The 23,239-nt window shown below is 61.8% G+C and carries 12 protein-coding genes, 1 pseudogene and 1 CRISPR repeat array (1 of these 14 running past the window's edge); of the genes and pseudogenes, 8 read left to right on the top strand and 5 right to left on the bottom strand.

Annotation, left to right across the window (positions count from 1 at the left end; genetic code table 11):
- Positions 1-24: 24 nt before the first annotated feature.
- The 3 genes from ACOQPC_RS02520 to ACOQPC_RS02510 are packed head-to-tail and all read right to left on the bottom strand — an operon-like array spanning position 25 to position 2,769.
- Positions 25-831 carry a GIN domain-containing protein gene (locus ACOQPC_RS02520; RefSeq protein ID WP_420608048.1) on the bottom strand — a complete coding sequence of 269 codons (807 nt, stop codon included), beginning with the start codon at positions 829-831 and terminating at the stop codon, positions 25-27.
- A gap of 19 nt (positions 832-850) precedes the next feature.
- Positions 851-1,528, bottom strand: coding sequence for an ABC transporter ATP-binding protein (locus tag ACOQPC_RS02515; protein WP_420607097.1), 678 nt, complete (start codon positions 1,526-1,528; stop codon positions 851-853).
- A gap of 17 nt (positions 1,529-1,545) precedes the next feature.
- Positions 1,546-2,769 carry an efflux RND transporter periplasmic adaptor subunit gene (locus tag ACOQPC_RS02510; protein ID WP_420607096.1) on the bottom strand — a complete coding sequence of 408 codons (1,224 nt, stop codon included), beginning with the start codon at positions 2,767-2,769 and terminating at the stop codon, positions 1,546-1,548.
- A 114-nt stretch (positions 2,770-2,883) separates the two neighbouring features.
- On the opposite strand from ACOQPC_RS02510, the gene ACOQPC_RS02505 reads away from it, so the two are divergent.
- Positions 2,884-4,212 carry a sigma-54-dependent transcriptional regulator gene (locus tag ACOQPC_RS02505; RefSeq protein ID WP_420607095.1) on the top strand — a complete coding sequence of 443 codons (1,329 nt, stop codon included), beginning with the start codon at positions 2,884-2,886 and terminating at the stop codon, positions 4,210-4,212.
- Positions 4,209-5,366 (top strand): sensor histidine kinase, encoded by a 1,158-nt coding sequence (locus ACOQPC_RS02500; RefSeq protein ID WP_420607094.1) that lies wholly within the window; start codon positions 4,209-4,211, stop codon positions 5,364-5,366. Before ACOQPC_RS02505 ends, ACOQPC_RS02500 begins: the two co-directional genes overlap by 4 nt.
- 4 nt (positions 5,367-5,370) lie before the next feature.
- Here ACOQPC_RS02500 and ACOQPC_RS02495 read toward each other — a convergent pair whose 3' ends face one another.
- Together ACOQPC_RS02495 and ACOQPC_RS02490 are read right to left on the bottom strand one after the other, a co-directional pair.
- A complete protein-coding gene (locus ACOQPC_RS02495) occupies positions 5,371-6,981 on the bottom strand; it encodes an FtsX-like permease family protein (RefSeq protein WP_420608047.1) in 1,611 nt (536 codons plus the stop codon).
- Positions 6,982-7,176: 195 nt separating this feature from the next.
- A pseudogene (locus tag ACOQPC_RS02490) lies at positions 7,177-7,788 on the bottom strand (ABC transporter permease); the annotation flags it as partial.
- Between the two features lie 155 nt (positions 7,789-7,943).
- On the opposite strand from ACOQPC_RS02490, the gene ACOQPC_RS02485 reads away from it, so the two are divergent.
- The 6 genes from ACOQPC_RS02485 (at position 7,944) to cas2 (ending at position 19,679) form a co-directional block, all read left to right on the top strand.
- Complete coding sequence (locus tag ACOQPC_RS02485) at positions 7,944-9,179, top strand: sigma-54-dependent transcriptional regulator (RefSeq protein WP_420607093.1); 1,236 nt, start codon at positions 7,944-7,946, stop codon at positions 9,177-9,179.
- Positions 9,180-9,420: 241 nt separating this feature from the next.
- Complete coding sequence (locus tag ACOQPC_RS02480; protein WP_420607092.1) at positions 9,421-10,347, top strand: sensor histidine kinase; 927 nt, start codon at positions 9,421-9,423, stop codon at positions 10,345-10,347.
- Between the two features lie 549 nt (positions 10,348-10,896).
- Positions 10,897-15,018, top strand: coding sequence for an Eco57I restriction-modification methylase domain-containing protein (locus ACOQPC_RS02475; protein WP_420607091.1), 4,122 nt, complete (start codon positions 10,897-10,899; stop codon positions 15,016-15,018).
- A gap of 265 nt (positions 15,019-15,283) precedes the next feature.
- Positions 15,284-18,490 (top strand): type II CRISPR RNA-guided endonuclease Cas9, encoded by a 3,207-nt coding sequence (gene cas9 / locus ACOQPC_RS02470; RefSeq protein ID WP_420607090.1) that lies wholly within the window; start codon positions 15,284-15,286, stop codon positions 18,488-18,490.
- Complete coding sequence (gene cas1, locus ACOQPC_RS02465) at positions 18,448-19,347, top strand: type II CRISPR-associated endonuclease Cas1 (protein ID WP_420607089.1); 900 nt, start codon at positions 18,448-18,450, stop codon at positions 19,345-19,347. The genes cas9 and cas1 overlap by 43 nt, the downstream gene beginning before the upstream one ends.
- A gap of 2 nt (positions 19,348-19,349) precedes the next feature.
- Positions 19,350-19,679, top strand: coding sequence for a CRISPR-associated endonuclease Cas2 (gene cas2 / locus ACOQPC_RS02460; RefSeq protein WP_420607088.1), 330 nt, complete (start codon positions 19,350-19,352; stop codon positions 19,677-19,679).
- Positions 19,680-19,737: 58 nt separating this feature from the next.
- Positions 19,738-23,239: direct repeats of the CRISPR family, unit length 36 nt; unit sequence GTCCTACCATAGGCAAATCGGTAGGGAAACCACGGC (it continues 554 nt past the right edge of the window).

The raw sequence follows: 23,239 nt of genomic DNA, 5'->3' as shown, positions 1-23,239 counted from the left end.
GAAATTGGTTTCCGGTGCAGATGGTCAGGAACAGAATATGTCAGCGTCGCCGCTGCTGTTGATCGTGCAGACCGCGCCGCCGGTGACCTTTACCGTTGCCATCCCGCTCGCCGTAATCGCTGCGGTACGATCGGCGCGCGCGCGCACTTTCGCGATGCCGCTGGCGGACACTGCCAGTGTCGGCGCAGCAAGCGCATGCGTGTCGATCTCCGACGCCCCGGTCGATTGGATGGCGAGTTGATCTGCCTGGCCCTCGGCGTCGATCTCGGCTGCGCCTGATAATTCGAACGCGATCCTGTCGCTATCAACAGCGGCCAGCTTCACCTCGCTGGCTCCGTCAACGAAGACGCGCGTTTCAATCGTCTGCACTCCGCTCATGTCGAGCTTGCCAGCGCCTGAAAGCCTAGCCTCGAACCGATCCTCGATAAGCGGCGCAACCGCGATTTGGCCCGCGCCGCTGATCGTCACCGCGCGCAGAGTTGGCATCGTGATCGCAATGCGGTTGCCCCGAGCATTCCCATTGCAGCTGTCCGCGGTGCGGCGTAGCTTCAGCGTTTCGCCGGAAACCTTGGCGCTCAGCGTATCGAGATTGCGCGTCGCCCCGGTCACCTCCACCGCGAATCGTAGGCCAAAAAGCACGTCCACTACATCGCAGCCGGCAAGCTCAATCGACTGAAAATCGCTGACATCGAGATCGCGAGTTTCAATCGGCCCCGGGTCGCGATCGCCTCGAGTATCGAAGGCACGTTCGGCAGCACTATCGGTGATGTTGATCGCACAGGCCGGAACGGCGCACAGCAGCGCGATGGCGGCGCAGGATCGTAGGAGCATTGTCACGGCTGTTTCTCCCTCAAATCGCGCGCATGGCCGAGGCAACGACGCGGCCGTCGAGCATGTCGATGCGGCGCTTGGCCATGTCGGCATGGCTGGGCGAGTGGGTAACCATCACGATGGTCGCGCCAGCATCGTTGAGCGCGGCCAGGATGTTCATCACCTGCTCGCCATTGGTGGTATCCAGATTGCCGGTCGGCTCATCCGCCAAGATCAGCATCGGGTCGCCCACGATGGCGCGCGCGATCGCGGCGCGCTGCTGCTGCCCGCCCGATAGCTGATGCGGAAAATGGCGCGCACGGTGGGCGATACCGACCGTGTCCATGGCGGCGGCCACGCGCTCCGCTTTCTTGCCCGATGTTTTGCGATAGGCAAGGCCGAGAGCCACATTCTCCTCGATCGTCAATTCATCGATCAAGTTGAAGCTTTGAAAGACAAAGCCCAGCCGCGCGGCGCGAAATTTGGCCAGCTCCTTTTCCGGAAGCTCGGCAAGATCGCGGTCCTCGAACCAATATTGCCCGCCCGTGGGCCGATCGATCGTGCCCAGCGTGTTGAGGAGGGTCGATTTACCGCAGCCGGACGGCCCCATGATGGCTAAGAACTCGCCCTCCGCCACGGCCAGGTTCACCTCGGCAAGCGCAGTGGTCTCCACCTCGTCGGAGGTGTAACGGCGCTCGATATTTTCCAGTCGGATCATGGGTGGCTTTATCCTCTCTAGCGGATGTTGATGATGTCGCCTTCAACCTGCGACAAATTGCTGGTGACGATGCGCTGACCGGGGGTCAGGCCCGACAGGATTTCCACCTGGCGCGGATTGCGTCGGCCGATTTCCACGCGTCGGCGCCGGGCGTGATCGCCGCCCAGATCGAGCACGAAGGCGCTGCTGCCGCCATTGGTCAGCCAGCCGCCCACGGGCACGGTCAAGGCCTGGGTGGCGGCGCCAAGCGTGATCCGCAGGTCGAGCGTCTGGCCGCGGTTGAGCGCTTGGCCGGGCGCGGTGTCAAAGGTCAGTACGACGCGGAAGCGCCCGTCAGTCACGGTGGGAAGAACCTGGGAGACGGTCATGCGCGCGCCCTCGCTCGTTACCGCCTGCTGCCCTGGCTTGACGCGGCCGAGATAATATTCGTCGACATCGGCTTCCAGCTTCCACTGCCCCTCGCTGTCGACCTGCCCCGCCGGATCGCCCGGCGCGAGGGTTTGGCCCGGCTGGATCGTGAAATTGGTCAGCCGGCCGGCCATCGGTGCGCGGATAGTGAGCGCATCGAGGCTGCCGCGCACGGCGGACAGGTTGTTCTGAAGGCGCGCGCGGGTCGCATCAAGCAAGGCGCCCTGTGTGGCCGTAATCTGCGTTTCCTGCGCCCGGCCGGTTTGCAGCTGCGCCAGCCGCTTCTGCTGGTAATCGACCTCTTCCTGATAGCTTTTCACGCCTGCATCGGAAACGAAGCCCTTCTGGTGCAACTGCTGGCGAATATCGAGATCGCGGCGCGCGCGGATAAGGTCATATTCGGCTTGGCTGACCTGGCCCGCGCGGTCAACGCGGGAACGCTGGATGCCAAGATTTTCGCCTGCAACGCCACCCAATTGGCTGGCGATCTGCGCCTCTTGGCTGAGCACCTGCAGCCGCAGTTCCGGATTGGCGAGCCGGGCCAGCGGCTCACCCTTGGTCACCAGCGCGCCATCCTGCGTCAGAAGCCCTTCGATCTGGCCCCCGCTCATCACGCCGACCAGCGTGGTCGTGGCGGGCACGACGGTGGCGCGAACCGGGAGATAATCTTCAAACGCAGCGCGCGCCACCTCGCCGGTCTGGATGTCCGCGGCATCGACGTCAGTCGATCCGCTGGCGGGCAGCGCGCGCCAGCCCGCCACGGCGAGCATCGCCACGACCAGCGCGATCACTGCCCAGCGCGATCGCCACCAAGGCGTGCGCGGTTTGTCCACCCGGCGGTCCATCGCGGCGCCAGACGGAGTGTTTGAAGAAGTATTTGCCTGTTCGGCGGCTTGCGTCATCATGTGACAAGTATCGCCGAACAGGCCTGAAAAAGCTAAAGAGCTATGAACAAAGAGTTTTCCGAGATCGAGCAACACCCCGACCGTCCACGAGCGGACAAGGTGTCCGGAAATGGACAGGCGAGCACTGCGTCAAGCGGCAATGCCTCCCGGGCGATTCTGCTGATCGATGACAATCCGGCCGTGACGCGCGCAATGGAGATCGCGTTCCGCCTGGCGGACCATGTTCTCGACATCGCCGTTGGTCCGGAAGAGGCGTACTCGCTGCTGGCGCGGCGGCGCTTCGATGCCATATTGCTTGATCTAAACTTCACGCCGGGCAAGGCGGACGGGCGCGAGGGCCTTGCCTGTCTCGCCCGGATCATGACCGAGGATCCCGCGGCGTGCGTGGTGGTGGTGACCGCGCATGGCGGTATCCGCACGGCGGTGGCGGCGATGCAGGCCGGCGCGCGCGACTTCGCCGTCAAACCATGGAAAAACGCCGATCTGATCCAAAAGGTGGAAGACGCGATCGCACGCGAGCCGATTGTTTCCGGCGGTGCATCGGCAGCGCAATCAGCAAGCGGCGGCGCATCGCCCCGGCTGCTAGGCGAGAGCGGGGAGATCATCGCCTTGCGCAATCTCATCCAGCGCGTCGGGCCGACGGCAGCGGGCGTTACGATCACCGGCCCGCCGGGCGTGGGGCGGCAACTGACCGCCCGCGCGCTTTACGCTGCATCGGGCGATGCGGACGCTGGCGTGCTCAGAATTGACCTTCGCGACGACAGCGCCTGGGCGCAGCTCGAGCGTGCCAGTGGGACCGTGATCCTGCGACATCCTGATCGGCTTGAGGACATCGCGCAAGACCGGCTTGCGGAACTTTTGCCAGCAACCATCCGGCCGATTGCGATTGCTGATAGTCTTGCAAACCTTACCCCGGCATTACGCCGCCGCATCGCCACGGTCGAGCTGGCCGTTCCGCCGCTGGCCCAACGCCGCGAGGACATATCGCTGCTCGCCCGCCACTTTCTGCGCGACGCAGCCGAGCGGTTCGGGCGGCCCGTGCCCCAACTGACCGGCTCGGCAGAGGACGCGCTCCGGGTGGCCGACTGGCCCGACGAGGTGCGCGGGCTCGCGCTGACGCTGGAGCGCGCGGTGCTGTTGGCTGAGGACGGCGTCGTCGATGCCGCAGCGCTGTCCCTCGGTGCATCGCCCAAGCCGGAAATGCAGCAGCAGGTCGGCGAAACGGAACGTAATTTCGATCTGAACCAGTCTGAAAAATCGATGATCAAAGCCGCTCTCGCCGAACATCATCAGAATGTCAGCCACGCGGCCCGGGCACTGGGGCTGAGCCGAGGCGCGCTCTATCGGCGGATGGAGCGCTACGGCCTGTGACCCTCCATCACAGACGCGGCTGGCGCGCCGCGGCGCTTGGCATGACGCTGGCGGCATGCGGGATCACCGGGGCCTACGCTTGGACACAGGGTTATTGGGGCCTGTTGACGGGCGCGGCGCTAGTTGCGCTCTGGCTCGCGGTGCTGGCCTGGTGGAACGCCGCGCTGCTGCCGATCCGTGGACTGCCAGTGCACCGCGATCACAATACTGAGATCGAAGCTGAGGATATTGAAAACCACCTCGTGATGCAGCGCCTGCTGCTCGATGCCGCGCCCACGCCGCTGCTGGCGATCGAAGGCGGCACAGCCCGCACGCTCAATCGAGCAGCGCGCAGCATTTTCGGCACCGACGACCGGATCGTCCCGCCACCGCCCGCCTTGCTCAACCCTTTGGCGAGCCATCTTCGTCACGAGGGCAGACATTGGCGGATCGACCGGATCGAGGCGGCGTCGCAGATTGTGGCCGCGCTGATCGATTTCGAGCGCGAGGAACGCGCCGCCGAGGCCCGTGCGAGCGCCGAGCTGATCGAAATCCTCGGCCATGAATTGCTCAATGGCCTGTCGCCGATCGTGTCGCTGGCGGAAAGCGCGCAGATCGCGGCAACCAAACGCCCGGTCGATCCAGCACTGTTGCACGAAATCCTCGGGCCACTCGCCCGGCGCGCCGAGGGGCTTCAGCGCTTTGCCAGCAGCTATCGCGCACTCGCCCGCCTGCCCGAACCCAGCGCTCACCCGGTGGCGGTAAGCGAATTCGCACATGATCTTGCCCGCGCTTTTGCCGAGCGCTGGCCCGCTATCGAGCTTGCTTTGACGTCCCCGCCAGGCCTCATATGGCCGATGGATCGGGACCAGATGAACCAGGCACTGTGGGCGCTGCTCCACAACGCCGCTGAAGCTGCCAGCGGCGGGGGCGATCCACATGTCGGCCTCACATTTGCTAGAGTGGGCGAACGGCTGGCGATCGACGTTAGCGATAACGGACTTGGCGTACCGCCCGACAGCGTGGACCATATCTTTCGCCCGTTTCACACGACCAAGCCGGAAGGCTCTGGAATAGGACTTTCGCTCGCCCGGCAGATCGCCCGCGCGCACGGTGGCGCGCTGGAACTTTGCGGAGCGAATCCAACCCTGTTCCGGCTGACCCTGCCAGGCTGACCTTTCAACCATTGCGCAGTGCCTTTGCCGGAGCCGCGCGCGCCACCCGCCACGCCTGGCCGAACACCGTCAGCGCCGCGATCGCGATCGCCAGAACGGTCGCGCCCATGAAGAATGCAGGCGACAGCGCCATCCGGTCGTCAAACCCGGAAAGCCAGCGCCGCATCGCAAAAAAGGCAAGCGGCCAGGCGATCACATTAGCAATCACCACCGGTCGCAGGAACTGGCCGACGAGCAGCCTGACAATATCGCGCGTGGAAGCACCCAGCGCTTTGCGAATACCGACTTCGCGCACCCGGCGGGAGGTGTCGAAGGCGGCAAGGCCATAAAGGCCAAGGCAACCGATCGCCACAGCCAACACAGCGCCGAGCGCGAACAGGCGCGAACGCTGCAGATCGGCCTCATAGTATTTTTCGTAAAGCTGGCGGTTCACGGTTACCGCATCAAATGGCACCGTCCCCGCGCGATTCTGCCAGATGTTTTCAATCGCAGCGAGCATAGGCTGGTCCGCACCGCTGTAACGGACGGCAAGCACTGGCGAAAACTTGTTGTCCGTGCGCAGATAATAAGCTTGCGGCTGCACCGGTTCGCGCGGGTCACCAAAACGGAGATTGTCGATCACGCCAATAATGGTGATTTCGTCGCCCGCGGAGATCACCTCCCCGATCGCAGCTTCGTCATCGTCAAAGCCAAGCGACCTAACTGCTGATTGGTTGATGACGGCGTTGAGTTTCTGGGACTGGCGCACCAAGCCGGTGCTCCCGATAAGTTGATCCGTTTCCGGACTCATGACGTCGGCTGAAAATCGGTTTGGCTTGAACAGCCTACCCGCGCGCAATCTCGCCCCGTACAACTTGAAAAATCCCGGGCCTGTCACCCCCTCCAGCATCTCGGTCTGGATTTTCTTCTCATCATTGAACGTTCGAATTGTGAAAGTTCCTCCCCCTGGCGCCACCCCTGAAATTGCGGTCCCGGCAACGCCGGGCAGTTCGGAAATCGCCCTGCGAATACTATCTCGCTGCGCCGGATCGAACGTGCGATTGGCGAAGCTAGGCACCATGATCAGCCCATCGCGCTTGAAACCGAGATCGGACGTCTGGAGATGCCGCGCCTGAACGAGCAGAACACCGGTGCCGATCATCAGCGCGATGGCGATGGCGAACTGGCCAACCACCAGCGCCGATCGCAGCACCCGGCCGCGCCGCCCGAGGCCCGGCGATTGCGTGGAACTGAGCACGGAAGCAGGTTGGAACCGGGACAGGACGAATGCGGGATAAAGGCCTGCGACAACTCCGGTGACGAGTACCACCGTTACCACCGGCGGCAGGATGCCGGACCGGCCCCAATAGGCAATCGCGAGCTCGGTTCCTCCGGCGGAATTTACCAGCGGCAATGCCAGCTCGGCCAGCGCGAGCCCCAGCAGACCGGCGATACTCGCGGTCGCAAGGGACTCTGCCAGAAATTGGCGGATCAACGCCATGCGCGGCGCGCCGACCACCTTGCGCAAGGCCACTTCGCGCGCGCGCAAATCAGCCCGCGCGGTCGAGAGATTGACGTAATTCACGATCGCCAGGATCAGCGCGATCAGCCCGACAATGCCGAGCGTGGCGACCACCAGCCGGTCGCGCGGTTCCTCCAAATGGAGATCGCCCAATGGGATAATATGTTCGCTGATCTTGATCAGTCCGGATGGACCGGTGAAATTGGGATCGGGATGCCGGGCATTGAACATAGGCAGGCTGGCGATCCGCGCCTCGGCGGCGGCGCTATCGGCGAAGCGCAGAAAAGTCGTGGTCCCGCCAAATCCCTGAAGATCATCCGCCTCTGCTGTCAAGCGGACGAAAATATCATTGCGATGGGTCATGGCCGCTGGAAGATCACTGATGACGGCGGCGACGCGCAGCAGCCGGCGATCCTCGCTAATGGTGACATCTATTGTCTGACCGATCGGATCACCAGGTCGCAAATAGCGCTTGGCGATCCGATCGGTGATGACCGCGCCGTCCGGTCGCGCAAGTGCCTGCTTCGGAGAGCCCGACAGTATATGCAGCGGGAACAAGTCGAACCATGCCGGATCGACCAGTGCGAGCCGCTCTGTGACCCCCTGGCGGCCGCTTTGTACCGCCACTTCCCCAGCCATCAGCCGCGCGCCTTTTGTATCCGTATAATCGGCCTGCAGCAGCGGCAGCATGTCGAAGCGCGACGGAATATCAACGGGCGGAGCCGCGCCGAACTGCAAGCTGCGGTCGACGATCCATATCTCATCCGATCCCGGCAACGTGCGATCGAAATTCGTCTCGAACCGCACGAACAGGAACAGCACCAGAAATACAGCGATGCCCAAAGCCAGGCCGCCAAGATTGATGAAGGCGAAGCGCGGATGGCGACTAAAGGAGCGGTAGAGAGCGAGAAATGCGTGCATGGTCCGGTGTCCGATCGCCTGTGGGTAGGCCTTCACTATACTCGGTGAACCAGCCGCATCCTAACGCACTGATAATGCCTTATATATCGCTTGCTTCTGGTCATATGCGCTCACGCAAGTGTATCACCTGTCCGATTCCGAACAGTGGAGCGTTGATGTCAAACAAATCGCCTGAACCGATCCCCGATATCCTGATCGTGGATGATGATGCCGATGTCGTTCGCGCCGCGCGGCTGTTGCTCGAACGGCGCGGTTTCGGCGTTCGGGCCGCAGACGGCCCGGACAGCGCCTGGATCGAGCTGGCGAAGCGGCGACCCGAGGTCATTCTGCTCGATCTGAACTTCGCACGCGGGCGGGTTTCCGGAGACGAAGGACTGAGCCTTCTGGACAGGCTGATAGCAGCGGACCCGCATGCAGTAGTGGTGATAATCACTGGCCATAGCGGCATCGCCATAGCGGTGAAAGCGATGCGCGCTGGCGCCAGCGATTTTCTCATCAAACCGTGGAATAACGACCGGCTGACCGCCACCGTGAAGCGTGCGGTGGCACAGGCTCGACAGTCCTCGGACCGGGGCCAAACCCCCGCCGCAGCGCTGACGCTGCTTGGCGAAAGCCCCGCCATCGTCGAGGCGCGAACGCTAATCGCGCGCATCGCGCCGACCATGGCGGGCGTCCTCGTGATGGGACCCACCGGGGCAGGAAAGACGCTTGCCGCTGACCTGATCCATCGCGCGTCGGTGCTGGCGGGGCGCAGCGTCATTCGCCTCGAAGGCGACATGGTCGATCCGGCGCGGCTGCCCAACCTTGCAGGCGAGACCGTCCTGATCGAGACGATTGACCGTGTCCCGCGCGAGGCACAGCATGCATTTGCAGATGTTCTTGACGGCGCCCGGCCGATCGCGACCACGCGGCTTGCCCGCGATGCCTTGCGAGAGGCGGTGACCGGCGATCTGCTATACCGGTTCAACACGATCGAGATCACGCTGCCGCCTTTGGTGGATCGGGCGAACGACATCGTGCCACTCGCGCGCCATTTTCTCGCACTGTCCGCTGCAAAGCATGGCAAGGCTGTGCTGTCACTTTCCGAGGAAGCGGCGCATACCATCGCCGCGCATTCCTGGCCGGACAATTTCCACGGCATGCAACAGGCGATGGAACGCGCTGCGCTGCTCGCTACAGGCGGCAGCTACGAAGCCCCCGATTTTGTGCTGCCCGCGTTCAACGACGAAGAGCAGCCGGCCAAGGGCGGCGATCTCAATCTCGAACGCCACGAGCGCCGCATCGTTCTGGCGGCGCTGAAGCGTCATTCCTATAATATCAGCCGCGCCGCCGAGGAACTCGGGCTTACCCGCGCGGCGCTTTATCGCCGTATGGACAAGCATGGTATTTAAGTCCCTGCGCCTGCCCGGCCTCGCCCTTTTGGCACTGGTCGCCGGCGCGGGCATGGCCGCGGCTTGGTTCGCGGGCCTGATCGCGGCGGGGATCGTCGCCATGCTTGTGGGCATTTGGGCCATCAGCGCGACCACGCTATCAGCACGGCGCCAATCCAGCCGCCCGCTCCCGCCAGCCGCTGCTGCGGCCGCGCCGGATCGGCAGGCTCTGGAAGGCTGTCTCGACGCCTCGCCGCTCCCTTTGCTGCTGCTCGATCCGAATGAGCGGCTGATCGCACTCAATCGCCCCGCCCGGCGCCTGTTTGCGGCAGAACATCTTATCATCGCGCCGCCCGCAGAGCTTATCGAAACCATCCGCGCCACGACGCCAGGAAAGACCGCACGAATCGAGCTTGCGGTGGACGACCAGAGACGGCCCTTTGCGCTCACCACCAGCGATGTCGCAGGTGCACTTGGCAGCGGGCGGATCGCCGCATTCACCGATATCGAAGCCGAATTGCGCGCAGCGGAGGCGGCCACATTGCGCGATCTGGTCCGCGTTCTCGGCCACGAAATCGCCAATACCCTTACGCCTATTGCCTCGCTCAGCCGAACCGCCGCTGAGATTGTCGACGACGATCCGCCGGACATTCACGCTTTGCGCGAGGCAGTCCAAACCATCGCCCGGCGCGCGGAAGGATTGCAGCGCTTCGGCCAGGCCTACCGGCAACTGTCGCGCCTACCAGCTCCCGCGATCGCACCGTTCAAGGCAGAAACATTTTTAGGCGATATCGAAGCGCTGTTTCGCACGCGCTGGCCCGGCATCGATTTCACATGCGACGCTTCCCGTGCGCCCGCAACGCTGCATGCCGATCGGGACCAGTTACACGCCGCGATCTGGGCGGTCCTGCAGAATGCGGCAGAGGCGGCCAGCGATGACCAGCCGATTGTAAACTTCGCCTGCCACCGATTTGGCAGCTCGATCATGTTGCGCATCGCCGACAATGGCGAAGGCGTTCCTGCCCATCTTGCCAGCGATATTTTTCAGCCCTTCATCACCTACAAACCGGGTGGCACCGGCATCGGCCTGACGCTGGCCAGCCTGATCCTGCGAGCCCATCATGGCGAAATCCAAGTGGAGCCAGACCAGGGCCAGGGTGCACAGTTCCGGATCGATCTGCCTGCCTAGGATCAACGGTCATAGCGTGGCATCATCGAACGGTCAGGCAGCCGATATAAGGGGATGCTGGAGCTAGGCAGAAAATTCCACCCTAAAGCGAAGGCGATCATGTGCTTTGCAAACCCAGTCGGATGGAAATTCAGAAACGGCATGGCTCCGCCTTTCTTTGTCCGTCATGCCGGCGAAAGGGCACCCAACAAAGTAGTACTTTGTTGGGACCCGGAAAGCTGGCATCTCAGGTCTCATGGCGATCCCGCCCGAGATCCCAGCTTTCGCTGGGGTGACGAAAAAATGAAACGGGTTTGCAAGGTACATAATCGCCATCGTAAGCGGCCTGACAGCTGATGGCCCAGTATCGGTCACGAACGATGAAAACTTCCCAATGTTTGGGAGTGCCCATTTTTCCTCTAAGGGCACCGTCCTGCTTTCCCGAGACTTCCTGAAACCCTGGGTTTTCCACGGTTTCGGTAAGGCTCGTCAGTATGCAAGGCCGACGCTAGATCGGATCGCGGCAAGCATTTCGTGGAACGACCGTTGTTTGGCTGCTAGTCCATATCCATGCAACTGTTCGCCGGATCGTTCCTCACGACTGATTATCTGGAAGAAGCCATCCGGCAATCGGCCGAATACCGGGCGGTTGATGGCGATGCGCTTCGCTCTGCCCTGACGGCCATTGCCGAGCGCTTCCCGCGCGGATCGTCGCCCAATGAAAGCCAGACCGAAGACGATTTCATTTGGCCGGTGCTTGCCGAACTGGGTTGGTCCGAAAGCCTGCGGCAGCAGAACCTGTCCGCCGGTGGCCGGCTCGACGTGCCGGACGGACTGCTGTTCATCGATGGCGAGGCGAAAGACCGCGCGAATGCGAAGCCGGAAGAATGGCGGCGCTATGAGCAAGGCGCGGCCGTGGTCGAAAGCAAACGCTGGGCACGGCCGCTCGACCGGGCGGTGGGACGCGAGGATGCGGTCGCTCCATCGACTCAGATGCTGCGCTATCTGCGCCGCATCGGCGACAACAGCGAGCACGGACTGCGCTGGGGCATCCTCACCAATGGTGCGCGCTGGCGGCTCTACTGGGCGGGCGCACGATCGGTCAGCGAGGAGTTTCTCGAAGTCGATCTGGCGGGTGCCTTGGCCCTGGATACGCAGGGCGAACTCGGCGTCGATGATGACGTGCGCGACCATGCGTTGCGCGTCTTCGCCGCGATCTTTTCGCACACCGCGTTTGCCAGGACCGGCGCCGATGGCCGCTCGTTCCACGAACGCGCGCGGGCGGAAGCCGCGTTCTACGAAGAGCGCGTCGCCAAGTCCCTCTCGAAGCTCGTCTTCGAAGACATCTTTCCGGCACTGACCGCCGCGGTTGCCGGAGCATCGCCGCAAACGCCGCTCGAGGAAGTGCGCGACGCCTCGCTCGTCCTGCTCTACCGCTTGCTGTTCCTGCTCTACGCCGAAGACCGCGATCTGCTGCCGGTCAATTCGGATGGCTATGACGATTACGCCCTGCGCCCCAAACGCATCGAAGTCGGCGATCGCATGGAGCGCGGCGATGCCTTTTCGGGCCATGCCTCGCAAATCTGGAACCGCATTGCCGATCTGTCGCGCATCGTCGATCGCGGCGATGCGTCGATCGGCATTCCGCCCTATAATGGCGGCCTGTTCGCGCCCGCCAACACCCTGTTGCTCGACCGGATTCGTTTGCCCGACAGCGTGCTTGCCCCGGTTATCGACAAGCTGTCGTTCGAGCGCCAGGGCGGTGCCGGAAGCTCCGAACGCCGCTACATCAACTATCGCGACCTCACGGTGCAGCAACTGGGCTCGATCTACGAACGCCTGCTGGAGCATGAAGTGGTGCGCGAAGAGGGCGTCATCGCCGTCCGGCCCAATGCCTTCGCGCGCAAAAACAGCGGCAGCTACTACACGCCGGACGAGCTGGTCACGCTGATCCTCGAAAAGACGCTGGAGCCGCTGTTCGCGGATGCCGATGCGGGCTTCGTGGCGGCCATGGGTCGCATCAAAAAGAGCGACGCCGAGGACTATGTCCGCGCCGAACTGGGCGATGCCGATCCGGCGCAGGCCATCCTGCGCCTTCGCATTTGCGACCCGGCGATGGGATCGGGTCATTTCCTCGTCAGCCTGGTCGATCTCATGGCCGACAAGGTGCTCGAAGCGATGGCGGAAGCAACCGCAAAAGCGGAACAGGCCGGCCATGAATATACCAGCCCGCTGGCCGACCGGATCGGGGACATCCGCCGCACCATCCTGAGGAACGCGCGCGAGGAAGGCTGGGCCATCGACGAGGCGCAGCTCGACGACCGGCATATCGTGCGGCGCATGGTGCTGAAACGCTGCGTCTACGGCGTGGACAAGAACCCGATGGCGGTGGAGCTCGCCAAGGTATCGCTGTGGCTGCACACCTTTACGGTCGGCGCGCCGCTGTCTTTCATCGACCACCACCTGCGTTGCGGGGACAGCCTGTTCGGCCTGTGGGTGCGCGATGCGATCGACAAGGCGTCCGAGCTCGGCGGCGAGCTGCTGTGGAACGAGGCCCTGCGCAACGCGCAGCGCCAGGCGCAGGCGATGAAGACCATCGAACTGGCCACCGACGCCGAAATCGCGGAGGCCGATCGCTCGGCGGCGATGTGGGAAGACGTCGAGTTCCAGACCGGCCCGCTGGACGGCTTCGTCAGCTTCATGCACGCGCTGGACTGGCTGGGTCTGGACAAGCATGGCAAGGGTCTGGTCCGCCTGTGGCTCGACGGGCGGTTCGGCGATCCGATCCCCATCGCGCGCGGTCGCAAGGAGCCGGAAGGCGGCAAGGCCACGGCGCAGGAAGTCGAGGCCTTCGCCGCAATCTGGCGCGATGCGCGGGCGTTGATCGAGGAGGAACGGTTCCTCAACTGGCAGATCGCCTTCCCCGGCGTGTGGCAGGACTGGGCAAGCGCGGAGCGCAAGGGCGGCTTCGACGCCATCGTCGGCAACCCGCCGTGGGACCGGATCAAGCTGCAACAAGTCGAATGGTTCGCGGCCCGCAAACCGGAGATCGCGCTGGCCGCGCGCGCGTCGGATCGCAAGCGCATGATCGCCGCGCTGGAAGCCGCGCGCGATCCCCTGTTCGCCGAATACGAGCATGCCAGCGGTCGGGCCATGGATGCGCTGCGCATGGCGCGCGCCAAACCGCAGGATGCCGGCGCCTATCCGCTGTTGGGGCGTGGCGACGTGAACCTCTACAGCCTGTTCGTCGAGCGCGGCCATGCGCTGGTGCGGCAGGGCCGCGCGGACGCGGGCGGCATGGTCGGCCTGCTGACGCCCAGCGGCATCGCCAGCGACCTTTCGGCCAGCGCCTTCTTCGGCCGGGTCGCGACGGGCGGGCATTTGAAGGCGCTGTTCGATTTCGAGAACCGTCGCACGCGATACGGACTCGATCCATTTTTTCCGGACGTGGACAGCAGGTTCAAATTCGCCGCGATGATAGCCAGCCCCAAGCGACGGTTCGACACGGCGGAGTGCGGGTTTTTCCTGCAAGCCGTAACCGAAACGCAAGACGAGGATCGCGCCTTCGCGATGACGGCGGCGGACTTCGCGCGGGTCAATCCCAACACCGGCACCGCGCCGATCTTCCGCAGCCGCCGCGATCAGGAACTGACCACCGCCATTTATGCGCGCGTTCCCGTGCTGGTCGACCGGCGCGGAGAGGAGCCGGTAGCGGCCTGGCCGGTGCGCTACCGCACCATGTTCCACATGACGAACGACAGCCACCTGTTCCGCACCCGTGCCGAACTGGAGGAGGCCGAAGGCGCGTGGCCCGTTGGCGGCAACCGCTGGCAATCGGCGGATGGCGAGTGGGTGCCGCTTTATGTGGGTCGGATGATTCACCAGTTCGACCATCGGGCGGCTTCCGTTCTGATCAATGAGGGAAACCTGCACAACGCCGCCCTTAGCGGAGAAGTGACGCCGGAGCAGAAAGCCGATGCGGATTTCACGGCGGTGCCGCAGTATTGGGTTCAACAAACCGCCAATCTTGCGCACAGTGCCATCGCCTTTCGGGATATCGCCAGAGCAACCGATGCCCGGACATTCATTGCATCGATGGTGCCGAGCCGCGCAGCCGGAAATACTGCTCCGCTCATTATTGAGACAGGCTCCGCTCTTAATGATGCGCTGCTGCTCGCAAATTTCAATTCAATCACGCTCGACTTCGTTGCTCGCCAGAAAGCGCAGAGTACCCACTTGAACTGGTACATCGTCGAACAGCTCCCCGTCGTTCCCCCCGATGCCTATGACCGCCGCTTCGGCGACAGGACCGCCGCAGAGATCGTGCGCGAGGCGGTGCTGGAGCTGACCTATACCGCGCACGACATGGCACCCTTCGCGTGCGATCTGGGCCATGTCGATGCGGATGGCCCAAATGCAGGTAACGTGCTGCCGCCCTTCGCCTGGGACGAGGAGCGCCGCTTCGCCCTGCGCGCGAAGCTCGATGCGCTCTACTTCATCCTCTACGGCGTATGGGACGAAGCCGATCCCGCCAAATCGCGCGAGGATATCCGCTACATCTATTCCACCTTCCCGATCGTCGAGCGCGAGGAACGCGCGCGCTACGCGGGCCGCTACCGCAGCCCGGAACTTGCGCTGCTGTGGATCAACGCCCTGATGGCGGGGCGGCCGGACGCGGATATAAGGGATTGACTTCAGGAAATCCCCAACACAGCTTCTACGCCGAAACAAGAAATCCCCCGCCAGCGAACCGGCGAGGGATTCTGTGATATGAGAAACTTCAATATCAGTGGACTTCTTTAAAGGAATCTCCCCGTGAAGGGATCGAGGGCCAGAGGCATCCTTCTCAGCGAAGTCAAACTGTTACCGTGGCTTCCCTACCGATTTGCCTGACCCCTTATTTGCCTATTGACGCTTGTCCGTCAAGCCGCTTTTCTGGCGAAAGGGGGATAAGGTGATGAATAGCGCGACATCCAACGGTCTGGTCTTCGGAATCGACCTTGGCATCGCCTCTTGCGGCTGGGCCGTCCTGCGCCATCCGACCGAGGCGGATCCATCTGGCGAGATCCTCGCGATGGGCAGCTGGATGTTCGATGCGCCGGAAACTGACAAGGAACGCACGCCCACCAACCAGATCAGGCGCGGCAATCGGTTGCTCCGTCGTGTCGTTCGACGCCGGGCGCAACGTATGGCGGCTATCCGCCGGCTGTTCGAGGAGCAGGGCCTGCTGCCCTCCTCCAGCTCTGATGCGCTGAAGCGTCCCACTATCGACCCATGGGAGATGCGGGCAAGGGGTCTGGACAAGCTCCTGAAGCCTGCCGAGCTGGCCGTGGCACTGGGCCACATCGCCAAACGGCGCGGCTTCAAGTCCGCCAAAAAGGGAAAAGAGGGCAACCGGTCCGAACGCGATGAACCGAAAATGCTGGAAGCATTGGAGGAGACAGAAGAAAAGCTGGCGCGATACCGCACTGTCGGCGCAATGTTCGCCCGTGATCCGGAGTTTCTTCACCGCAAGCGAAACCGCGATGGGGACTATTCCCGGACCGTAAAGCGCCAGCATCTGCTGGAAGAGGTGAAACTTCTTTTCAAGGAGCAGCGCAGGCTCGGAAACGATTTCGCCAGCGCAGAATTGGAAGCCGCTTACATCAAGGAGGCATTCACTCAACGGAAAATGCAGGACAGCGAACGGCTCGTCGGCATGTGCCTGTTCGAACCGGCCGAGAAGCGGTCCGCGAAACATGCGCCGTCGTTCGAGAAATTCCGGCTGCTGACCCGCCTCGTCCACCTGCGGATCACGACTGGCGACGGCGAGCGAACGCTCACGCCGGACGAACTCCGGCTTGCCACTGCCGATCCGGGATCGACCGCGAAGCTTTCGGTAAAGACGATCCGCAAGCGCATCCGCCTGCCCGATGACCAGCGTTTCACCGCGATCAAGCCCGAAGACGAGAACCAGGACATTGCCGTCCGCACCGGCGAGGCGATGCACGGCACCAGGAAGCTGCGCGATGCGCTTGGCGAGGAACTGTGGGGCGAATTGCGGGAACAGCCGGAAACGCTGGACCGGATCGCGCACGTCCTGAGCTTCTTCGAGACCGCCGAGACGATCGCCGGGGAATTGCGCAAGCTCGATCTGCCGGCAGGAGCGGTCAATGCATTGCTGGACGCGTTGGAAGGCGGCAACTTTTCGCGCTTCAAGGGCGCCGGGCATATTTCCGCCAAGGCCGCGCGGGCGCTGATCCCGCATCTGGAACGGGGCCTGCGTTACGATCAGGCCTGCGAGGCGGTGGGCTACGATCACTCCGCCTCTCGCTGGTCGAAACGCGAACAGGTGACGGACAGAAAATCGTTCAATCGGCTGGTTGCGGACATGGGCAACGAGATCGCCAATCCCGTCGCCCGCAAATCTCTGACCGAAGGGCTGAAGCAGCTCTGGGCGATGCGCAATCGCTGGGGACTGCCTGACGGGGTACACATCGAATTGGCGCGCGATGTCGGCAACAGCCTTGAGGAAAGAAACAAAATCAAAAGGCGCCTTGATGATACTACGGCGCAGCGCGAGAGGGAGCGAAAGGAAGCTGCGGAGCAACTCGATATCGACCCCGGCGATATCGGCGGAGATACCTTGCTGCGGTATCGCCTGTGGAAGGAACAGTCGGGGCGTTGCCCATACACAGACATCGCCATTCCGCCGGTTGCGATTGCCGCGACTGACAACAGCTTCCAGGTCGATCACATTCTGCCCTGGTCGCGCTTCGGAGACGATAGTTTCAACAACAAGGTCTTGTGCACCGCGGCGTCGAACCAGCAAAAGCGCAGTAATACGCCATATGAGTGGATCATGCGGGCCAAGGGCGAGGAAGGCTGGGCAAGCTTTGTCGAGAGGATCGAGACGAACAAACAGTTTCGCGGCTTCAAGAAGCGCAACTATACCTTAAAGAACGCCGAAAAAGCGGCGGAGAAGTTCCGTAGCCGCAATCTCAACGATACGCGCTACGCTGCCCGCCTGCTTGCCGAGGCGGTGAAGCTGTTTTACCCGGAAGGGCAGCGCGGCGACAAAGACGGCAAGCGGCCGGTAAAAACGCGCCCCGGCTCGCTCACCGCGGCCCTCCGCCACGCATGGGGGGTGGAGTCGCTCAAGAAGGTTGACGGCAAACGGGTCGACGATGCTCGCCATCATGCGCTCGATGCGCTGGTCGTGGCCGCCGTCGGCGAATGGGAAGTCCAGCGGCTGACCAAATCGTTCCAGGAATGGGAGCAGCGCGGCCTCCCCCGCCCCCTGCGCCGCGTCGACCCGCCATGGGGCGACTTCCACAGCTTCCGGCGAGAAGTCGAAGAGGCGTATGAAAGGATCTTCGTCGCGCGTCCGGAACGCCGCCGTGCGCGGGGCGAAGGCCATGCCGCAACCGTCCGACAAGTGAAGGAACGTGATGGCGCAGCAGTGGTGTACGAGCGTAAGGCCGTCGCTGATCTTGGCATGGACAAAGGCAAGTTTTCGGAGGCCAAGGCGCTAAAGCAGCTTTCCATGCTGAAAGACCTTGAACGCAACAAGCCTATCGCAGAAGCAATCATAGCCTGGATTGCCGCAGGACGACCAGTGGACAAACCGCCACTTGGCCTACCGATTTCCAAGAATCGCGATGCACCTCGTCACCCCATAACGAAGGTAAGACTTGCCACCGACAAGAAACCTGCCGTGACAGTTCGCGGCGGCATTGCCGATCGGGGAGACTTCATACGGATTGATGTATTCACCTTGGCAAGCAAGAAGGGACAGGACGAATTTTACCTCGTCCCAATTTACCCTCATGAGATTCATGGCAAAGAGCCCCCGATGTCCTTCATGACGACGAACGGTCAGGAGATGCCCCTAACCACCGATCATGTGTTCAAGATGAGCATCTACAATCGAACTTATGTTGAGATCGAGAAGCGCGACGGACGCGTTGTGGCCGGATATGTGGTATCGTTCGATCGATCTGTAGCAGCCCTCAAGATTTACGAACATAATACCCTGAAGCCAGTCGAGAAAAGTTCAGGCGTAAAGACCCTTAAAAGGTTTTCGAAGTATAGTGTAGACCGCTTCGGCAATCGTTCCGAGGTGAAGTCGGAGGTTCGCACATGGCATGGCGAGGTCTGCACATCTCCAATCCCGCCCGGCTGACGCATCGCAGGCGGCAGATCGTCGTCGCGCCAGAAGCAAGCGAAGAACTGACTTTCCCGGTCGAGGATATCGCCTGGATTATTCTCGACACGCCCCAGCTATCGATTTCAGGTTCACTTCTAAGCGCATTGGCAGAGAACGGCGTCGCCATGATCGTGCCGGACGCCAAACATCATCCAGCCGGTGTGCTCATTTCCTTTCATCAGCATCATGCCCAATCTGCCATCGCCCACGCCCAAATCGGGATGACTGTGCCGCTACAGAAACGTTTGTGGCAGAGGATCGTCCGGGCGAAGATCGAAAACCAGGCGGCAGTGTTGCGCGCTATTGGAAATGATCATGCACAGGCGCTGTCGGCGATGGCGTCGCGGGTTGGCTCGGGCGATCCCGGCAATCTGGAAGCGCAGGCGGCCCGCGCCTACTGGCCCCAGCTGTTCGCAGATTTTCGTCGACACGACGAAACCCGCGAGAATGCCCTGCTCAATTACGGATACGCCGTCGTTCGCGCTGCGCTCGCACGCGCCTGCGCTGCCTCGGGCTTACTTCCGGCCTTCGGCATCCACCACAAGTCGCGCACCAATCCGTTCAATCTGGTCGATGATCTGATTGAGCCGTTTCGGCCCTCCGTAGATCGTCTGGCGCAAAGGCGAGCAAATGAAACAGATCGGGAAGAACTGGATGTAGAAGATCGCCGCCACATGGCGGGTATCCTCAACGAAAGCGTGTCGATCGAGGAAGAGCGGCTGACCATCCTTGCGGCCACCGAAGTGGTGGCCGCAAGCCTTGTGCGGGTTATCGAAGGTCGCAATGCCGGTTTGCTTAATACGCCCGCCTTGCCGTTGGCGCGGCGAAACTAGCCATGGAAGCAGAGGAGGTCCGCTTCATGTGGCTAATGGTGTTCTTCGACTTGCCGACAATGACGAAGCCCCAGCGGCGCAGAGCAAATCGCTTCCGCGAATTCCTCAAAAAGGACGGCTTTATGATGCTGCAACTTTCGGTTTACGCACGTGTCTGTAGGGGGCAAGATGCTGTGGACAAACATATCCGCAGAGTGCGTTCGAGTTTGCCCAAGGAGGGAAGCGTCAGAACGCTCCAGGTAACGGACAAGCAGTATGGCAGGATGGAATTGATGCTCGGAAACGCACGAAAAACCGAGTCGGTCGGCACGTCTCAGATGGTGCTGTTGTGATTTCGGCGGCGATTAGTCAGCGAAAATCACAACAGTTCCAATTCCTTACGCCATAGCAGTCCTACCATAGGCAAATCGGTAGGGAAACCACGGCTCGTCGCCCCTGCCTTCGCCAAGGCTCTCCGTCCTACCATAGGCAAATCGGTAGGGAAACCACGGCCACCGAGTCTGGCGTGACGATAGGTTCACGGTCCTACCATAGGCAAATCGGTAGGGAAACCACGGCACACACGCCACGGTAAAGCCCGTCGACCTCGTCCTACCATAGGCAAATCGGTAGGGAAACCACGGCAAAGTTGACGCGAGCGACGTTAAAGCCGCTGTCCTACCATAGGCAAATCGGTAGGGAAACCACGGCCACATATTCATTAAAGCCAAGCTAGAATGCGTCCTACCATAGGCAAATCGGTAGGGAAACCACGGCCTCAAGCACCGGCTTGGCCGCAAGCCAATGGTCCTACCATAGGCAAATCGGTAGGGAAACCACGGCCGCGCCGCGCCAGGTTCCCGACATTGCCCTGTCCTACCATAGGCAAATCGGTAGGGAAACCACGGCCTGGTTCCCGAAGCGGTTATCACCGTGGATGTCCTACCATAGGCAAATCGGTAGGGAAACCACGGCCCGCCACGCCGGGAGGGCCACGCCCTCCCTGTCCTACCATAGGCAAATCGGTAGGGAAACCACGGCGTTCGCCCCGATCGGCCCCATTTCCTTTTGGTCCTACCATAGGCAAATCGGTAGGGAAACCACGGCAAGCCCCGCCGGCGGATCGGTATTTATCCCGTCCTACCATAGGCAAATCGGTAGGGAAACCACGGCAGCACGCCTCGTGCGCTCTTGGTGACGGCGGTCCTACCATAGGCAAATCGGTAGGGAAACCACGGCAGGTGTTCACCGGCAGGATCGACCGGTTCGGTCCTACCATAGGCAAATCGGTAGGGAAACCACGGCAGCACGGTCGGCGCTATTTACGGGACGGCTGTCCTACCATAGGCAAATCGGTAGGGAAACCACGGCTGAACGCGCGTGTAGCCACTCAAATCGTCAGTCCTACCATAGGCAAATCGGTAGGGAAACCACGGCACGACTTCTCAAGTATCAAAGATCAGAAAAGTCCTACCATAGGCAAATCGGTAGGGAAACCACGGCATGTGCGATGACGGGCTCCATCTTTGCGGAGTCCTACCATAGGCAAATCGGTAGGGAAACCACGGCTGTTGTAGTGCTCATAATACGGGTCGTTTGGTCCTACCATAGGCAAATCGGTAGGGAAACCACGGCAAAGCTTATGGGCTGGTGGGCCGAATACTAGTCCTACCATAGGCAAATCGGTAGGGAAACCACGGCGGACGCGAACGCTCAATCCCGCTGGCTACGGTCCTACCATAGGCAAATCGGTAGGGAAACCACGGCCTGGGTTGAGCGGATCGATAGCTACCGTGAGTCCTACCATAGGCAAATCGGTAGGGAAACCACGGCTTTACGTTCCGCGCGAACCATCGCAATCGCGTCCTACCATAGGCAAATCGGTAGGGAAACCACGGCCAAAGCCCACCGGGTAAGCGCTGCGATCCTGTCCTACCATAGGCAAATCGGTAGGGAAACCACGGCGAGCGTCACCGACAGCGTCGGACGCGCGCGGTCCTACCATAGGCAAATCGGTAGGGAAACCACGGCCATGTCCGCGGAGAGTCCACGGCTGCGCAGGTCCTACCATAGGCAAATCGGTAGGGAAACCACGGCCAGTCACGCCGGGAGGGCCACGCCCTCCTCGTCCTACCATAGGCAAATCGGTAGGGAAACCACGGCTCTTTCAACAAATTCCCAACGCTAGCAATGGTCCTACCATAGGCAAATCGGTAGGGAAACCACGGCTTTACGTTCCGCGCGAACCATCGCAATCGCGTCCTACCATAGGCAAATCGGTAGGGAAACCACGGCGAAGGTGTTCGGCTCGATATGATTGAGGGGGTCCTACCATAGGCAAATCGGTAGGGAAACCACGGCTGCTGACCCGTTTAGCTTGTGGCAATCTTGGTCCTACCATAGGCAAATCGGTAGGGAAACCACGGCAGGCGTCGGCGTGGAGCCGTTGCCGGCCGGGTCCTACCATAGGCAAATCGGTAGGGAAACCACGGCGCAATCGGTCAAGCTCATTAGCTCCACTGAGTCCTACCATAGGCAAATCGGTAGGGAAACCACGGCGCCGGTGATCTGCTTTGGCCCATAGCCCTTGTCCTACCATAGGCAAATCGGTAGGGAAACCACGGCAGGACCGGCCAAGCCTCGCGCACAAATCCAGTCCTACCATAGGCAAATCGGTAGGGAAACCACGGCTCGTTCCACGTCGCCAAGTCGGCGGACAACGTCCTACCATAGGCAAATCGGTAGGGAAACCACGGCTATTTCTGCCGAAGCCCAAAAGATGGCTATGTCCTACCATAGGCAAATCGGTAGGGAAACCACGGCCATCTGGCCCAAGGCGCGCCGCACATCGGAGTCCTACCATAGGCAAATCGGTAGGGAAACCACGGCATAACCGGCCCTGATCGGGCAATCGGATAAGTCCTACCATAGGCAAATCGGTAGGGAAACCACGGCTCGATCTCTGGCCTCAAGGCGATCGGCAAAGTCCTACCATAGGCAAATCGGTAGGGAAACCACGGCCGGCATTCAGCCCGCCCGCGATATTGCTGAGTCCTACCATAGGCAAATCGGTAGGGAAACCACGGCAATGCCCAAGTGCCAGTTCCGCGCGGTGCTGTCCTACCATAGGCAAATCGGTAGGGAAACCACGGCCTGGGCCTCGTCATGCAGCTTGTGATTGCCGTCCTACCATAGGCAAATCGGTAGGGAAACCACGGCCGGTGGCATAATCGCCCAGCGTGATTTCCAGTCCTACCATAGGCAAATCGGTAGGGAAACCACGGCTGCTATCGCCCGAGGGCGAGGAGCTCTTGGGTCCTACCATAGGCAAATCGGTAGGGAAACCACGGCCTGCATCACGAATATACCGCGGCTCGTCAGGTCCTACCATAGGCAAATCGGTAGGGAAACCACGGCACCGGCTGCTGAAGGATGCCCGGCAACAAGGTCCTACCATAGGCAAATCGGTAGGGAAACCACGGCGCAAGTTGACTTGTTCAATGCCGCGTCCGGGTCCTACCATAGGCAAATCGGTAGGGAAACCACGGCCGAACTGGCCGTCACCCGCAAGCAGCGCGAGTCCTACCATAGGCAAATCGGTAGGGAAACCACGGCCCGGTTCGGGCCTGAATGCGGCGAGCGCTTGTCCTACCATAGGCAAATCGGTAGGGAAACCACGGCCCCTTGTGCCTGGGCGGATTGATCGGGTGGGTCCTACCATAGGCAAATCGGTAGGGAAACCACGGCGTTACTTCCAGAGGAACGCCGGCCCTGAGGGTCCTACCATAGGCAAATCGGTAGGGAAACCACGGCGCCAGAACGGTTCAGGGTAGTCAGCCTTGCGTCCTACCATAGGCAAATCGGTAGGGAAACCACGGCCGGTGCTGGTGCTGCCTTCCGCGACCTTCCGTCC

Origin of the sequence: Novosphingopyxis sp., assembly GCF_965218915.1 — a bacterium.
In the GTDB taxonomy this organism is placed as follows: Bacteria; Pseudomonadota; Alphaproteobacteria; order Sphingomonadales; family Sphingomonadaceae; genus Novosphingopyxis.
This window is presented reverse-complemented; position numbering and strand designations above follow the sequence as displayed.

Bases quoted from the DNA above. Each gene is read 5' to 3' on its own strand.
- ACOQPC_RS02520 (WP_420608048.1), bottom strand. From the start codon at position 831: ATGCTCCTACGATCCTGCGCCGCCATCGCGCTGCTGTGCGCCGTTCCG.
- ACOQPC_RS02515 (WP_420607097.1), bottom strand. From the start codon at position 1,528: ATGATCCGACTGGAAAATATCGAGCGCCGTTACACCTCCGACGAGGTG.
- ACOQPC_RS02505 (WP_420607095.1), top strand. From the start codon at position 2,884: ATGAACAAAGAGTTTTCCGAGATCGAGCAACACCCCGACCGTCCACGA.
- ACOQPC_RS02485 (WP_420607093.1), top strand. From the start codon at position 7,944: ATGTCAAACAAATCGCCTGAACCGATCCCCGATATCCTGATCGTGGAT.
- ACOQPC_RS02475 (WP_420607091.1), top strand. From the start codon at position 10,897: ATGCAACTGTTCGCCGGATCGTTCCTCACGACTGATTATCTGGAAGAA.
- cas9 (WP_420607090.1), top strand. From the start codon at position 15,284: ATGAATAGCGCGACATCCAACGGTCTGGTCTTCGGAATCGACCTTGGC.
- cas1 (WP_420607089.1), top strand. From the start codon at position 18,448: ATGGCATGGCGAGGTCTGCACATCTCCAATCCCGCCCGGCTGACGCAT.
- cas2 (WP_420607088.1), top strand. From the start codon at position 19,350: ATGGAAGCAGAGGAGGTCCGCTTCATGTGGCTAATGGTGTTCTTCGAC.